Source organism: Weissella sp. ESL1139 (assembly GCF_058506735.1).
In genome coordinates, this window is the sequence record NZ_CP196375.1 from 1,591,956 (window position 1) to 1,606,846 (window position 14,891).

Annotated in this window: 16 protein-coding genes; 1 reads left to right on the forward strand and 15 read right to left on the reverse strand. The window is 39.0% G+C overall.

Annotated elements, in window-relative coordinates:
- Window positions 1-52: 52 nt before the first annotated feature.
- The 11 genes from ACSYSF_RS07880 to mutY all read right to left on the reverse strand — a co-directional run bounded on the left by ACSYSF_RS07880 (window position 53) and on the right by mutY (window position 9,290).
- Window positions 53-691 carry a phosphatase PAP2 family protein gene (locus ACSYSF_RS07880; RefSeq protein WP_491737229.1) on the reverse strand — a complete coding sequence of 213 codons (639 nt, stop codon included), beginning with the start codon at window positions 689-691 and terminating at the stop codon, window positions 53-55.
- Window positions 692-774: 83 nt separating this feature from the next.
- Window positions 775-1,800, reverse strand: a complete 1,026-nt coding sequence (locus ACSYSF_RS07885; RefSeq protein ID WP_491737230.1) for a sensor histidine kinase — start codon at window positions 1,798-1,800, stop codon at window positions 775-777.
- Between the two features lie 111 nt (window positions 1,801-1,911).
- Window positions 1,912-2,601, reverse strand: a complete 690-nt coding sequence (locus tag ACSYSF_RS07890) for a response regulator (RefSeq protein WP_489867466.1) — start codon at window positions 2,599-2,601, stop codon at window positions 1,912-1,914.
- Window positions 2,602-2,634: 33 nt separating this feature from the next.
- Entirely contained in the window at window positions 2,635-3,372 is a 738-nt protein-coding gene (locus tag ACSYSF_RS07895; protein ID WP_489867467.1) for a DUF1129 domain-containing protein, read from the reverse strand.
- 11 nt (window positions 3,373-3,383) lie between these two features.
- Window positions 3,384-4,487, reverse strand: coding sequence for a redox-regulated ATPase YchF (gene ychF, locus ACSYSF_RS07900; protein WP_489867468.1), 1,104 nt, complete (start codon window positions 4,485-4,487; stop codon window positions 3,384-3,386).
- A 21-nt stretch (window positions 4,488-4,508) separates the two neighbouring features.
- Window positions 4,509-4,697 carry a DUF951 domain-containing protein gene (locus ACSYSF_RS07905; RefSeq protein WP_489867469.1) on the reverse strand — a complete coding sequence of 63 codons (189 nt, stop codon included), beginning with the start codon at window positions 4,695-4,697 and terminating at the stop codon, window positions 4,509-4,511.
- 11 nt (window positions 4,698-4,708) lie between these two features.
- Window positions 4,709-5,614, reverse strand: coding sequence for a ParB/RepB/Spo0J family partition protein (locus ACSYSF_RS07910; RefSeq protein WP_489867470.1), 906 nt, complete (start codon window positions 5,612-5,614; stop codon window positions 4,709-4,711).
- Entirely contained in the window at window positions 5,601-6,371 is a 771-nt protein-coding gene (locus tag ACSYSF_RS07915) for a ParA family protein (RefSeq protein ID WP_489867513.1), read from the reverse strand. The genes ACSYSF_RS07910 and ACSYSF_RS07915 overlap by 14 nt, the downstream gene beginning before the upstream one ends.
- A gap of 13 nt (window positions 6,372-6,384) precedes the next feature.
- On the reverse strand, window positions 6,385-7,104 hold the full coding sequence (rsmG, locus tag ACSYSF_RS07920) for a 16S rRNA (guanine(527)-N(7))-methyltransferase RsmG (RefSeq protein WP_489867471.1): 720 nt from the start codon (window positions 7,102-7,104) through the stop codon (window positions 6,385-6,387).
- A 119-nt stretch (window positions 7,105-7,223) separates the two neighbouring features.
- Window positions 7,224-8,123 (reverse strand): ribonucleoside hydrolase RihC, encoded by a 900-nt coding sequence (rihC, locus tag ACSYSF_RS07925; protein WP_489867472.1) that lies wholly within the window; start codon window positions 8,121-8,123, stop codon window positions 7,224-7,226.
- Between the two features lie 66 nt (window positions 8,124-8,189).
- The gene (gene mutY, locus ACSYSF_RS07930; RefSeq protein WP_489867473.1) at window positions 8,190-9,290 is read right to left on the reverse strand and encodes an A/G-specific adenine glycosylase; all 1,101 of its coding nucleotides are present in this window, start codon (window positions 9,288-9,290) and stop codon (window positions 8,190-8,192) included.
- A 136-nt stretch (window positions 9,291-9,426) separates the two neighbouring features.
- Here mutY and rpiA point away from each other — a divergent pair, with 136 nt between their 5' ends.
- Complete coding sequence (gene rpiA / locus ACSYSF_RS07935; protein WP_489867474.1) at window positions 9,427-10,128, forward strand: ribose 5-phosphate isomerase A; 702 nt, start codon at window positions 9,427-9,429, stop codon at window positions 10,126-10,128.
- A gap of 471 nt (window positions 10,129-10,599) precedes the next feature.
- Here rpiA and ACSYSF_RS07940 read toward each other — a convergent pair whose 3' ends face one another.
- The 4 genes from ACSYSF_RS07940 to ACSYSF_RS07955 all read right to left on the reverse strand — a co-directional run bounded on the left by ACSYSF_RS07940 (window position 10,600) and on the right by ACSYSF_RS07955 (window position 14,840).
- On the reverse strand, window positions 10,600-11,820 hold the full coding sequence (locus tag ACSYSF_RS07940; protein WP_489867475.1) for a sensor histidine kinase: 1,221 nt from the start codon (window positions 11,818-11,820) through the stop codon (window positions 10,600-10,602).
- Complete coding sequence (locus tag ACSYSF_RS07945; RefSeq protein WP_489867476.1) at window positions 11,820-12,521, reverse strand: response regulator transcription factor; 702 nt, start codon at window positions 12,519-12,521, stop codon at window positions 11,820-11,822. The genes ACSYSF_RS07940 and ACSYSF_RS07945 overlap by 1 nt, the downstream gene beginning before the upstream one ends.
- 217 nt (window positions 12,522-12,738) lie before the next feature.
- Window positions 12,739-14,100 (reverse strand): APC family permease, encoded by a 1,362-nt coding sequence (locus ACSYSF_RS07950; RefSeq protein ID WP_489867477.1) that lies wholly within the window; start codon window positions 14,098-14,100, stop codon window positions 12,739-12,741.
- 215 nt (window positions 14,101-14,315) lie between these two features.
- A complete protein-coding gene (locus ACSYSF_RS07955; RefSeq protein WP_489867478.1) occupies window positions 14,316-14,840 on the reverse strand; it encodes a GNAT family N-acetyltransferase in 525 nt (174 codons plus the stop codon).
- Between the last annotated feature and the right edge of the window lie 51 nt (window positions 14,841-14,891).

Sequence of the window (14,891 nt, forward strand, 5' to 3'; positions counted from 1 at the left end):
TAAAAAGACAAACACTCGTTAAAACCTAACGAACGTTTGTCTTTTTTAATTACTATATTTTTGATTTTTTAAAAATATACTTTTTTAACCAATCAACTAACACACCATATAAGGCCATCGCAATGCAAATCCAAAAAGCACCTAGCGTTACACCACTTAGCACGTCAGTTAAATGATGAGCGCTGAAATAGATTCTTGAAAAGAGTACGCTAAACCAAAATAGTATAACCACTGTATACAACGTAATTTTTACCCAAAACTTTTTTAACATTGGAATAAAAATTAGGACTAGTGCTAAACAGACTAATGTCACACTAACAGCATGCCCACTTGGAAATGAAAAACCATCATCAATAGCTAAATGACCTTGTGGACGTGGCCGTTCAATAACATCTTTCATCATGATACCTAACAATCCACCTGTTCCAACAACTGCTAAATACCACAAGGACAATATTTGATACCGTCTTACAAACAAAATAATGGCAATAATGAATGTCAGAATGACCATTGTTTTTGCATCACCATAGGTTGCACTAAACGTCATCCAACTATTGAATAAACCATGTGCGTAATCCATTTTAGGTAAGCCAAACGAAGTCTGAATCCACTGTGTAACACTATTATCAAAATTATTTATCATCGTACTATTGGAAATAACCATCGTACTCATAATAAGAAATAAAACCAAGCATATTGTCGCCCATATTAACTGGCTACCTTTTAACTCTATTTTGCTATTTGTCATTACTGCTAAACCCTTCTAGTTGATAATCAGGCTTCATCTTCTGGCATAAGTGGCAAGTTAATAATAAAGCTTGTCATTTCATCATTCGATTCTGCTCTGACACGACCACCATGTGCTTCAACAACACCATCGACAATGGCTAACCCTAGGCCAGTACCACCAGTTTTCACATTACGTGAGCTTTCAACACGATAAAAACGATCAAATAATCGCTCTAATGATTCATCTGGAATTTTAGCACCGTTATTCGTTACTCGCACTTCTACTTCATTATCTTCATTAAGCACACGAGCAGTTAATCGGATAAAGGTTGCACCATCCCCATATTTTAACGCATTATTAATTAAATTCATAAAAACTCGGGCAAGACGATCGGGGTCACCCATCATTTCAATGACAGATGGCTTGGCAACTACAGAAATAACCACATTTTTCTGTGCGGCTTCTAACTCGTAATTTACGGCTAGCTGTTGCAACATGGCAGCCAAGTCTAATGGTGCCCAATGTAGCTTAAAATCAACTTGACGAACTTGCGTATAGTCAAACAAATCTTCAACTAATGACTTCATTTGTCCTGATTTATCATAAGCCGTTTTAGCATATTTCATCACATCATCATGACTTAGCTTACCCTGTGTATCATCATTAATAATCAGTCCCAAATATCCTAAGATTGAGGTTAAAGGCGTCCTTAAATCATGCGATACATTTGTAACCATCTCATCTTTAGAACGCTCAATCGCATGTTCTTCAATAATTGCTTGTTGTGCGGCTTCATAAACACTATTAATGTTGTGAACTAATGGTCGTAACCGACGTCCCCAACTTTTAGTGGCCAAGCCCGGGCTTTTTGTATCACCAACTTGTGGTACTAAATTATGAACTGCTTCAATTAAATTCATTAATTTAATTTGTTGATAGAAATACCACAATAACAACAACCAAATAATGAACAATATTAATCCTACTAAACTAACAAATCCAGGTGATTGATTAGTAATCGTTCCTAATTCTTGCCATATATTGTGTCGTTGCCAGCTTGAACTGAACATTAAAATAATGCCAATTCCCATGCATACAAAAAGCAGGGCAGAAACCGCTGCTTTGACTATGAATTTAAGCCAACTCAGTACTCTTAGTTTCATCCCCACTGCCTTTCTTAATTAAAGTACTTCAATTTTGTAGCCGACGCCCCAAACTGTTTGAACAACTTGATTGCCACCAGTAGCAACTTCAAGCTTATCACGCAGATGTGACACGTGTACCATGACGGTCTTGGCTGACACAACAGATTCCTGTTGCCAGACACGTTCAAAAATATCGTCGGCACTAAATACCCGATTAGGATGTGATGCTAGCAAATACAAGATACCAAATTCAAGCGCTGTTAAATTAATATCCACACCATCAGCTGTTTTAACCTCATGACTATCTTTATTAATCGTCAATGGGCCAACATCTAGTACTTCGGGTGTTGTTTGTGCCAAACCATTCTGGGCACGACGCAACAAAGCGCGTACGCGTGCCATCACCTCAAGCGGATTGAATGGTTTTGTTACATAATCATCAGCTCCAGTAATCAGACCTTGAATTTTATCCATAGCCCCCGATTTAGCTGACAACAACAAAATTGGTACCGGATTATCCTTACGAACTTCCTTCAAGACTTCCGTTCCACTCATTTCAGGCATCATGATGTCTAAAATAATTAAACCAATATCTGGTGTTGTCCGGATTCTGGTCATAGCTTCTTTACCATCACTTGCAATCACTGGCTCGTAACCTTCATTTTTTATGTAGATTTCTAGTAATTCTGCAATTTCTTGGTCATCGTCCACAATCAAAATTTTCATCAATCTACCCCCACTGTTTCTTTTGACTAGCGCTTACTTCTTAGTACGAGCTTGTGTTGTATTTGTTCCTAAGAAACCACCTTGAATACCAGTCTTTGATCGCCAGTAACGGAAACCAAAGAAAGCAACAACAGCGATAACAAGATAAACCCAACCTGGAAGTAGTGGATTGATAATTGGTGGCAAGTAGGCAAATCCTAGGTATGCCAAGAACCAAATAAGGAAGGCAACAACTGATACGACAATCTTTTTCCAAATTGATACACGCTTACCGTCACGACGTGGTGCAATGATTAGTGTAACCCCTGCGAAGAAAAGTCCTCCCATAATCGAAGTTAGCACTAATGATGTAATTCCGGCAGCACCACCAGATTGTTGCATTGATTCAGTATTACGGCTAAATAGTAGCGTCAAACCAAACATGAAACTAAACATCATAAAGAATGCAATCGCATTGTCAATCGCTAATGGCCAAAAACCATAGCTAGCGTATCCACGTGATTCTTCTTTTTCTTCTGCGGTTGTCTTGAGACCCATTGCTTCAGCTGGCGTATTGTACAACTGACGCGCTGTTTGTCCCGTTTTTTGTGCTGTTAATAGCCGAGCGCCAACTTCAGTAATCAATTGCGCTTTTGACTCATCGCCATCAGCTAAAATAACCATTTGACGAATAAATTCTTGATTTCGCTTGCTCAAACCAGATGTTGCTAATTCTTCAACTGTTGGTAATTGTGGCTTCGGCGTTTGTTTTTGTTCTTTAGACTCTGTCATAATCCCCCCAATTAAACATTGAACAAGAATTCGATAATATCGCCATCTTGTACAACATATTCTTTTCCTTCTGAACGGCGACGTCCGGCTTCTTTAATTGCTTTCATTGATGCATATTTATCAAGGTCTTCGAATGAAACCGTCTCGGCACGAATGAAACCACGCTCAAAGTCAGAGTGAATAACACCAGCAACTTGAGGTGCCTTCATACCAGCACGGAAAGTCCAGGCACGTGTTTCCTTACCACCAGCGGTGAAGAATGTGCGTAAGTCAAGCATATGATAAGCAGCACGAATTAGACGATTTAATCCAGGCTCTGTAATACCTTGTAACTCCATAAACTCAGCCTTGTCATCATCGTCCATTTCAGCAATCTCTTCTTCAGCTCGGGCAGAAATACCAATAACACCAGCATTTTCACCATCAGCATATTGCTTAATTTGTTGATAATATTCAGAAGCTTCAGGATCAGCCATGTCATCTTCAGAAACGTTTGCAACATACAATACCGGCTTTGATGTTAACAAAAACAAATCATGGATAATCTTTTGTTCATCTTCGTCCCAGTCAATTGAACGGGCTGGCTTACCAGCTTCCAATGCTGGCTTTAGTTGTTCTAACACAGCTAATTCAGCAATGGCATCTTTATCTTTAGCTGAATGTGCAGTCTTCTCAACGCGTTTGAAACGCTTATCGATTGATTCCAAATCAGCCAAAACCAATTCTGTATTAATTGTTTCAATATCATCTAGCGGATCAATTTTACCTGAAACGTGAGTGATATCATCGTCGTCAAAGGCACGAACAACATGCACAATGGCATTAACTTGGCGAATGTTCTCTAAGAACTTATTCCCTAAGCCCTCACCTTGTGATGCACCTTTAACAATTCCAGCAATATCTGTAAATTCAAAAGTTGTTGGCACAACTTTATCAGCTGGGATAAGTTCTTGGATACGATCTAAACGATCATCTGGTACTTCAACCATTCCCACATTGGGTTCAATCGTAGCAAATGGGTAGTTTGCCATTTCTGCACCCGCTTTAGTAATTGCGTTAAATAGAGTTGATTTACCAACATTTGGTAAGCCAACGATTCCTGCTGTAAGAGCCATTATATTTACCTATCTCTCTTCTTATAATTCCTGTGCACTTTTTAATACACGTTTAAATCTTTTATCAAATTCATGACGAGTCATCACAACTTGACGCTGACAACCTTGACAAACAATTTTCATATCAGCACCAACTCGCATAATTTGCCATTCGTTAACCCCACACGCATGTGGCTTTTTCATTTCAACAACATCATGTAAGTTATACATCGCTGACCCCTTTATTCATCATCAAAATCGATACCTAATGTTTCAAAAATACGATTTAAATCTTCATCTGATAAATACGTAATTTCGATTTTACCAGCACCTTTACGGTTACGCGTCATGTGTACCTTCGTACCAAACTTGTCTTCCAAAGCAGCCGTTGAAGCTTTGATATATGGTGACAAACTCGGTTGAACTTTTTCTGGTGTCGACTGTTCATTCAATTTGTTAACTAATTGTTCAAGTTGACGTACGGTCATCCCTTCTGAAACAGCTCGCTTAGCAACTGGGGTAATCCGACGTTTATTACGCAAGCCCAATAACGTACGTGCTTGTCCCATAGATAACTTACCTTCATTTAACAAGTCCTTCACTTCATCAGGTAAGTTCAACAAACGCAAGAAATTGGCAACCGCCGAACGTGCTTTACCAAGACGTTGTGCAACTTGCGCTTGTGTTAGGTTAAGACCATCCATCATATCTTGGTATGCTTGTGCTTCTTCCAAAGGTGTTAAATCTTCACGCTGCAAATTTTCCAACACAGCTGCTTGCAACATTTGATCATCATCTAATTTACGGACAATTGCTGGCACAGTCTTTAACTCAGCTAACTGTGAAGCACGCCAACGTCGTTCACCAGCCAACAACTCATATTGCGTGTTGTCCTTAGGATTATGACGAACAATTACTGGTTGCAAAACACCATTTTGTTTAATTGAGTCGGCTAATTCTTGCAATTTGCTTTCATCAAAAACGCGTCGTGGTTGAAATGGATTAGCAACAATTTTCTCAATCTCAATTTCACGAACTTCATCACCACTATTAACGGTCTCATCTAATCCTTGATCAGCAAATAATGCACCAAGGCCACCGCCTTTTGCACCGAGACCCCCTAAACCTGTTTTCTTAGATTTCGCCATGAGCTTTGAGGACCTCCTTTGCTAAGTCTGTATATACCTCAGCCCCCTTTGAGCGAGGATCATAATCGATGATTGCCATACCACGAGATGGCGCTTCAGATAGACGGACATTACGTGGAATAACCGTATCGTATACTTCAGTATTGAAGTAATCGCGCACATTATCAACAACATCAGCTGATAAATTAGTTCGTGGATCAACCATGGTCATCAAGACCCCTTCAATTTCCAAATCAGGATTGAAATGACGCTTAACCAACTTCATATTGTTCATAAGTTGACCTAAGCCTTCTAAGGCATAGTACTCAGCCTGAACAGGGATTAGAATTGAATCCGCTGCTGAAAAAGTATTGATGGTCACAAGTCCTAATGAAGGTGGATTGTCGATTAAAATATAATCATATTTCTCACGAACATCACCTAATGCATTTTTCAATCGCAATTCACGCGCCATGACTGGTGCTAATTCTAGCTCTGCCCCAGCCAAACGAATCGTTGCCGGTACAATATCAACACCATCGTGTGATGTTGGTAAAACAACATCTAATAGTGGTACATCATTAATTAGTACGTCATAAATATCACGTTCAATATTAGATTTATGTACACCCATTCCTGAAGTCGCATTACCTTGCGCATCAGTATCAATAATTAATACTTTTTTACCCAAAGTTGCTAGTGACGCAGCTAAATTAACTGTAGTCGTTGTTTTACCAACCCCACCTTTTTGATTTGCTAACGCAATAATGTGTCCCATCATTTTCTCCTTCCTATAGTGGTTTACGTGCTGGATCTCCTGGTTTTCGTGGATAACGTTTTGGCGTTGCCGCAACTTTTTCAATCACGATAACCGTTCTAGGGTCACCGTTTGGCAAATCAACCGAAATACTCTCGCCAATTTTACCGCCCAGTTTCGTAATTGCACCCTTTGCTTCATCCAATTCTTCGCTCGCTGCGCTACCTTTCATTGCAAGTAACACGCCACCGACTTTAACCAAAGGCAGAGTTAATTCACCCAACACATTTAGCCGAGCCAGTGCCCGAGCAGTTGTTACATCAAATTGTTCACGGTTAGGTGCTTTCTTCTGACCAAATTCTTCTGCACGTGCATGAATGACAGTCACATCTTCAAGTCCTAATTCATTAACTAAATCTTGTAAAAACTTTATCCGTTTATTTAATGCATCAATAATTGTAATTTTCAATTGTGGAAACGCGATTTTTAATGGTAATGAAGGAAAACCAGCGCCAGCCCCGACATCAACCATGTTAAGTTGCTCACTTTGAAGCTTAGGATATGCCCATGCCAAAGTTAACGAATCGTAAAAATGCTTTAAATACACTTCATCACGGTCCGTAATAGCCGTTAAATTCATGTGTTCATTAACTGCTACTAGTCGATCATAGTAAGTCTGGTATTGCGCCAATTGTTTATCATTTAAAATAACGTTTTTTTCGCGTAATGCCGCCGCAAATTCCTCAGGATTCATTATCATTCTCCAAACTGATTCCAATACTAAAAGAATACCGCAAAATGCCTATCTATTCAATAGTCTGACCGAGCTGAATCTTTTTACAAAAGTTAAAATGTTTCACGTGGAACATCAATCTAAATGGCTGCTATTTTTGTCATAAACCATGTATTGAATGCATCCACATCAACTGATGTTGCCACGCTGATATTCGGATTACCATCATCAGTTGCAACCGTTGCACCATTGGCAGGGCCTTCAGTAATGACTTCAATGGCATAATCTTTAAATTCAAAAGATTCTGGTTGTGATAAATAAAACAACGTATTAACATCATGCATTGGTTTAGCTCCCGCCTCATCATCTGCATAGTGAGCAAATAGTGTTTGTAGCATTTTGCCCGTATGATTCAACGTACCAAGTTTGTTAATATTTCCCTTACTTAATAACGCTTTCATGGTCACATTTAAACCAATCATTTTAATTGGTAAACCGGACTCAAATAATATTTTGGCTGCATGCGGATCCGTATAAACATTAAATTCAGCCACACTGGTCATGTTTCCGCCACCTAACGCACCACCCATTAAAACAACCTGTTTAATCTTGGGTAAGACTTCTGGATACATACGAATCAACAATGCAATATTTGTAAATGCCCCGGTTGCAACTAAAGTCACTGGTTCTTGAGTTGCTATCAAAACATTACGCATCGCATTGACAGCATGCTCAGATAAAACCGTTGTTTGTACGGGCGGGAATTCCCACCCTGCCATACCAGATTCACCGTGAATCGCTGCTGCATCAACATACGATTTAATTAATGGCTTTGTTGCACCTGCTGCAACAGGTACATTTTTTTCTTGGTTAAAAAATTCTACTAAATGCAAAGCGTTTGTGGTTGTTTTATCAACCGAAACATTACCTGCAACAGTGGTTAACAATTGCACTTCAAATTCTGGATCTGTTAAAGCAATCGACAATGCTGCAGCATCATCAATACCTGGATCCATATCCAATAATATTTTTTGCGTCATCGGTAAACCTCATCCCTTTTTTGGTACTCTGATAGTATCACATGCAAGCGCCCAAATGTGCGCAACTTATTTTAATCGTCGCCAAATTTTTTCTTGTATTTTAGGTTGTGGATCATTCGCAATGTCAGCCACTGATTGCCATTGTCCTTTACGTAATGTTTGCACCTCAACTTCAGCTGTTAAAATCGTAACCGTCCACTTTAAATGCGTGTAAACATGTGTAACAGGACGACCACCAACACGTTGTAAATCAGCCGTAACGCCATAGTCTTTGGCCAATCTTTTTTCAGTCGCTTGAATCATTTCGTATTCAGTCCAGTTAGCATCCGTATCGGCGACAAAATCAGTTAACGCATACAAAGGCATCATCCAAAAATTGCCGAGCAATCCATCAGCTGGTCGTTGTTCCCACAAATAACCGGCCGGTGACTTAACTGCAATAGCATAATACGACACAGGCTTTGGTTTAGGAGCTTTTGATTTTACAGGATATAGCGCTTCTGTTCCATCTAAATAGGCAGCATTATAAACTTTAACTGGTGAATGTTCACTGTCATAATTTTTGGCACTCATATAAGATGAACCCAAATCCATAATGGCTTGGTTAAAATCACCTGGTCGAGTCTGGTCAATTATCTTTTCACCAAGTTCAAAGAAAATTTTACGTGTTTTAGGTTGGGCAATATCAGCATCAATTTCAAATAGTCGGGCATAAACACGAAACGCATTACCATCAATAGCTGGCACTGGTTCGTTAAACGAAATACTAGCAATCGCTGCTGCAGTATAAGGACCAATACCAGTTAATTTTTGCAAGGTTGTCATATTATCAGGCCACTTACCATCATAATCATTAATAATCTGTTGCGCAGCTTTCTGCATATTCCGCACACGCGAATAATACCCTAAACCTTCCCAGGTTTTTAACAAAGTCTGCTCCGGTGCAGCTGCTAAATCAGCAATAGTTGGGAAAGTCTGCATAAAACGTTCAAAATACGGGATAACAGTTTGAACTTGGGTTTGTTGCAACATAATTTCAGATACCCAAATATGGTATGGTTCTCTATCTTGTCGCCATGGTAAATCCGAGCGTCCTTCTTGGTCATACCAAGTCAATAATGTTTTTTGAAAAGACTTTATTTTGTCATCGTCCCACATTTCAATCATGATCTTGCCACCTTTTTAAAAGTTATCTAATTAGTGTAACATTTTATGCTTTCATATTTGCCTAAACCTCAATTAATGAGCGATAATATATATGACGGTGAGTAACGATTATATAAAGAAAGAGGCAATAATCATTATGGCAGATCAAACTGCACTTAAAAAATTAGCGGGCTACCGTGCAGCTGAATTAGTGGAAGATGGTATGGTAGTTGGTATTGGTTCGGGTTCAACCATAGCCTACGTGGTAGAAGCACTTGGAAAACGTGTCGCTGAAGAAGGGCTTAAAATCAAAGGGGTGCCCACTTCTGATAAGACACGTCGAACAGCTGCTAGATTAGGCATTCCAATGCATAATGTTGATGACGTTGATCACATCGATTTAACAATTGATGGGGCTGATCAAATCGATAAAAATTTTGCTGCAATTAAAGGTGGCGGAGCTGCGCTTCTTTGGGAAAAGATTGTCGCAGTTAATTCAAAGCGTAATGTTTGGGTTGTTGATGATTCTAAGATTTCAGAGAATCTAACACATTATTTACCTGTAGAAATTATTCCATACGGTGCTGACCAACTATTTAAGCGCTTAGAACAAAAAGGATACAAACCTAGTTGGCGTTTAGATCAAAATGGTAATCCTGTCCGTACAGATTCTGCTAATTACTTAATTGATTTACATTTTGATAAGATGCCTGATCCATTTGTGCTAGGTCGTGAACTAACCAGCATGGTCGGTGTCGTCGAACACGGACTATTCTTAAATGTTGTTGACCAAGTAATTGTGGGTCGTCAAGATGAGACTGTTGAGGTGTTTGATTCACACCCCTTACCCTTAATTTAAGAGCGTAAGCAAAGACGTTTTGGATTCGGTGTATAACGGTGTTTGGACGTTTTGCGGTCGTCAGGCCGTAAAGCGGGCAAATCCGTTACATTAAGAATCCAGTCTTTGGGAACGCGTTTATACCAGAGCGAGAGCAAAGACGCTTTGGATTCGGTGTGTAACAGTGTTTGGACGTTTTGCGGTCGTCAGGCCGTAAAGCGGGCAAATCCGTTACATTGAGAATCCAGTCTTTGTGAACGCGTTTATACTAGAGCGAGAACAAAAGCGGGTTGAACCTGGGGTATAACGTTGTTGGGACCAATCATAGCCGGAGCAACGTGCAGGATATGATTGGGGCCAATGACGTTATATTGAAGGTTCAGCTTTTGTGAACGCGTTTATGGAAAGCATGTTATTAATTTAGTTAACAAAAAAGCTTAACAACTGATGTTAATCATCAATTGTTAAGCTTTTTCTATTACACACTCTCGCTTATTGCACATTCTTTTGTGTCTTCGGAATGACAATCTTAAAAATAGTACCATGTGGTTGATTATCTACAATGTCAATTGTCCCACGATGACCTTGTGCTACCCATTTAGCAATCGATAGTCCTAAGCCATGACCACCAGTTGAACGTGAACGGGCTTTATCAATACGATAAAAACGGTCAAACAAATGCTTCTTATCTTCATCAGAAACACCTGGACCAGTATCGGCCACCATGATATTAACATTATTACCAACAAACTTTGCTTCAATCATAACACTAGCACCTTCACCAGCATACTTTTGAGCATTGTCAGTTAAAATAACCAATAATTGGCGCAAACGTTGTGCATCCCCCACAATTGGCATCGTTTCAGGAATCTCAACCGATAACGTTTGATTTTTATCAGAAGCATTATATGCATAAATATCACCAACTTCACGAATTGTTGCTGATAAATCCATTTCTTCAAACGCAAACATTGGAATATCTGCATCCGCTTGTGATAACGTCAATAAATCTCCTGTCAAATTGTTTAAATGGCGCACTTCAGTAAGCGCGTTGGCCACATTTTCAACTTGATCCATGACAGTATCATTGGGATGCTCCAACATTCGTTCCAGGTTATTTTGAATGACTGTCATCGGTGTCTTAAACTCATGCGCAGCATCAGCCACGAAAGTACGCTGTTGATTCCAGGAACGCATAATCGGCCGCATATTAGCCCGAGTCAAAGCCATTCCCATTAGTAATAGCACTAATTCAGAAAGAACATAAATCCACAACAAGCGCGTTTGATATGAATCAACTAACTCATGTTCTGCCGTAACATCAACATAAGCTAACTCACCATCACGCCGGTTAAAAAAGTACCAACTACCACGATATTTACGTAGATAAACTTTATTTTCTTTTGGTAAATTTAGCGACTTAAACGAATCAACATAATCCGTAATTTGTGCCGTTTCAGTCTGCACAATGGGCCGATCGAAACGATTTGATTGCACATCAAAAGCACGTTCTACACGATGTTCAGCGCCACCATACATCACATTTCGAAACTGATTAATCGAGAATGTACCAATTAGCACGAACACAAATGTAAAACCCATCACCATTAAAATTGTCATCTTGACTTGCTGTGGCAACGAAGCGCGGATCTTTTGCAGCCACTTCACAAGTCGTTTATAACAAGATTGCTTTGCTGCTTTGTTTTTAGTCATTAATCTTCATTAGTATTAGTAGCGCTTAAGGTATAACCCACGTTACGTAATGTTTTAATATTTACTTGCGCATCCGCCTGACGCAAATTCTTTCTTAGATTAGACATATAAACTTCCACAACAGTCAAAGAAGTATCTGAGTCAAAGCCCCATAGACGATCAAAAATTTGATCCTTCGTTACAATTTGACCAACGTGTTGTACTAAGTAAACTAGCAAACCAAATTCACGACCTTGCAAACTAATTTCCTTGTCACCTACTAGCACCTTGTGTTGATCAACAAAAATTTGAATATTACCAACTTCTAAGGCACCATCTTGGCCAAGTACACCAGTATGACGAAGCAACGTCTTCAAACGCGCTAGCAACTCTTCCTTATAGAAAGGCTTCGTAACATATTCGTCAGCACCTAAGTCAAATCCTTGCATTTTATCACTAATTTCAGTTTTAGCCGTTAGCATTAAAATTGGTAGATTAGGGAACATTTCCTTCGCTTTTTTAAGAATTGTAAATCCGTCTTGGCCTGGCAACATCACATCCAAAATAACGGCATCATAAACGCCTGACTCAATTTCAAACCAGCCTTCATCACCATCGTGAACTTGCACAACTTCACCTAAGTCGGAAATTGTTTCTTTGACTGTGTCATTTAATGCGTAATCATCTTCAATAATTAATAATTTAATTGTATTTTCAACCATAACTAACCACCCTCTTGCGTTTCTTTACTGTGACTATAGGCGCTGAACCTTAAAAACTACCTATTTTCCACTTATTTAAACCTTAAATATTTAAGGTTAGCTAATTTCATTATAAAGGTGTCGTCTAATATTTGCTTGTTTTGTGTTTATTCAGTTATTAATTATCAATAATTGCATCAAAAAAGTCTGAGACGTTACTGCCTCAGACTCAAAAATTTTATTTATTTCGCTTACCACTAATGTAACTTACCAAACCAATGACAATCCAGATTCCCAAAATAATATATTCATATGGCCATACCAATGAAACTGAAGTACCTGGAATAACAGTTGCCAAAGCAATAAATATAGCAATCACACCACCAATAACCGGTAATGACAAATGCTTATTGCGGAAACCACCTTCTAAGTCAGGATACTTCTTACGAATTGACAATAGATTGAATGAATTAATTCCCCAAGCCAAAGCGGTTAAGAAACCACCAATATCTAGGAAGTAAGTCAAAGCACCTTTCCCAAGCCAACCAAGTGCTAATACAAGTACCAAAGTGACAACAATTGCTCGACTTGGCGTACCATACTTTGGGTGAACCTTAGCAAAGTAACTTGGCAAAATCTTCAATTCAGCTAATGAATAGATCAAACGTGGTGCTGCTGAGAATAGTGCTAAGAAACTTGTTCCTAATCCTAGGAAGGCAATAACAAAGGCTGCTGTTCCCAGCACTGGGAAACCGGCTGCCTTAAAGGCGTCAACTGTTCCCATTCCCATCGTTGCCGTGCTTTTCCATGGATGTACCCAGGCTGATGCCAACAATACCATTAGGTAGTATGCAGCGGCAATCATAATAGCAACAACAACAATCTTTCCAATCTTACGAGCCGGTGTCTTAACTTCTTCAGCCATAACACCGATTGATTCCCAACCGGTTAGGAAAGTCATTGCTGGCAAAATGAAACGGAAAATTTCCGGTATCTTCGTTTGATGATCATAAAATGCTGGCCAGAAATTACTTGGCTTCCCATGACCAAATCCAACAACGATTAATATGATACCAATAACGACTAACATTATAAACAACATAATTTGAACATTACTGGTCAAATTAGCGCCACGATAATTAATTGCAAAGATAAATAATGTAATTAACACACCGATAATTAATTCTGAATAATGGACCTTTACGCCAGCGAAAGAATACGCTGGCCCAGTGGCAATTTTAGGAATAATTTCGGCTAGCAACATACTCGATGCTGTCACATAAAATGCCAAAGCACTTAGATAGGATCCAAGCAGTGCCCAACCAGCAAACAACCCACCTTTTTTACCAAAAGCTTTATATCCATAAACAACTTCACCACCAGCTTTAGGGTAAATTGTTGATAATTCAGCGAATGATAAAGAAACTAAAATCGCTAAAACTGATGCCGCTAATAATCCAAATATTTCACCACCAGCTCCATACTGATGGAAAAACTGACTATTTGTATAAATCCAACTACTTCCAATTACTCCCCCGGAACCTAAAGCAATAATTCCGAAGGTACTAATACTAGGTTTAAGCCCATTTTGTTGTGCCATAACACACAAACCTTCCTTTCCCTCATGTACCCAAGTTAATACTTTATATACTTAAAATACATACTACATATCTCCAACTTATTAGAGACTATTTTACCAAAAATTTGGTTTTTCGGGCGAATCTTTAATTAAATTCCAAATTATCTTAATTTATTCACTAAAAAAAGAAGATAACTGCTATATAGCAATCATCTTCATACTCATAAACTTATTCATTAATTAGCGCGTCGCACCACTGCTTCGATATCCATCGCATGCATGGCTTGCAAGTACTCAGTCGCACTAACATCTGGTGTGCTTGCCAACAAGTGGAATATACCGCCAGAGTTTTCAGACAACAATTGCTTGTCTATCATACCATTACGCATGTAAAAATCATAACGACGTAACCGTTGTGATTCGTTATCAGCTTGCTTACCAGTTTCTTCAGCTTCTAAGATTATGCCGCCGGCATATCGATTTTGCAAAATTGACAAAGCACGACCACCATAACCCTTGCTTTGAATCGTTGCATCAATCGCGAAGAATAGTACAAAAGCTTTATCAACCCCGATTTCACAAAGATAGACAATGCCAACAACTTGATCATCATCTGTAATGACTTGCATCTTGATAGCATCTTTTTGTGCCACCAAATCAAGCAACTCATTAAAAGGTCGCTGCTCATATGGCGGAAACGCTTCATTATAAATACGTTCCCAATCTTTTTGTGTATTTGGCGTAACATCAATGATTTCCATTACTAACACCTCATTTTCAAATTTGTTGTTACGATTATAACATGAACGCAA

Excerpts from the sequence above, each read along its gene's own strand:
- ACSYSF_RS07885 (WP_491737230.1), bottom strand. The coding sequence starts at position 1,800 with ATGTTCAGTTCAAGCTGGCAACGACACAATATATGGCAAGAATTAGGA.
- ACSYSF_RS07890 (WP_489867466.1), bottom strand. The coding sequence starts at position 2,601 with ATGAAAATTTTGATTGTGGACGATGACCAAGAAATTGCAGAATTACTA.
- ACSYSF_RS07895 (WP_489867467.1), bottom strand. The coding sequence starts at position 3,372 with ATGACAGAGTCTAAAGAACAAAAACAAACGCCGAAGCCACAATTACCA.
- ychF (WP_489867468.1), bottom strand. The coding sequence starts at position 4,487 with ATGGCTCTTACAGCAGGAATCGTTGGCTTACCAAATGTTGGTAAATCA.
- ACSYSF_RS07905 (WP_489867469.1), bottom strand. The coding sequence starts at position 4,697 with ATGTATAACTTACATGATGTTGTTGAAATGAAAAAGCCACATGCGTGT.
- ACSYSF_RS07910 (WP_489867470.1), bottom strand. The coding sequence starts at position 5,614 with ATGGCGAAATCTAAGAAAACAGGTTTAGGGGGTCTCGGTGCAAAAGGC.
- ACSYSF_RS07915 (WP_489867513.1), bottom strand. The coding sequence starts at position 6,371 with ATGGGACACATTATTGCGTTAGCAAATCAAAAAGGTGGGGTTGGTAAA.
- rsmG (WP_489867471.1), bottom strand. The coding sequence starts at position 7,104 with ATGAATCCTGAGGAATTTGCGGCGGCATTACGCGAAAAAAACGTTATT.
- rihC (WP_489867472.1), bottom strand. The coding sequence starts at position 8,123 with ATGACGCAAAAAATATTATTGGATATGGATCCAGGTATTGATGATGCT.
- mutY (WP_489867473.1), bottom strand. The coding sequence starts at position 9,290 with ATGATTGAAATGTGGGACGATGACAAAATAAAGTCTTTTCAAAAAACA.
- rpiA (WP_489867474.1), top strand. The coding sequence starts at position 9,427 with ATGGCAGATCAAACTGCACTTAAAAAATTAGCGGGCTACCGTGCAGCT.
- ACSYSF_RS07940 (WP_489867475.1), bottom strand. The coding sequence starts at position 11,820 with ATGACTAAAAACAAAGCAGCAAAGCAATCTTGTTATAAACGACTTGTG.
- ACSYSF_RS07945 (WP_489867476.1), bottom strand. The coding sequence starts at position 12,521 with ATGGTTGAAAATACAATTAAATTATTAATTATTGAAGATGATTACGCA.
- ACSYSF_RS07950 (WP_489867477.1), bottom strand. The coding sequence starts at position 14,100 with ATGGCACAACAAAATGGGCTTAAACCTAGTATTAGTACCTTCGGAATT.
- ACSYSF_RS07955 (WP_489867478.1), bottom strand. The coding sequence starts at position 14,840 with ATGGAAATCATTGATGTTACGCCAAATACACAAAAAGATTGGGAACGT.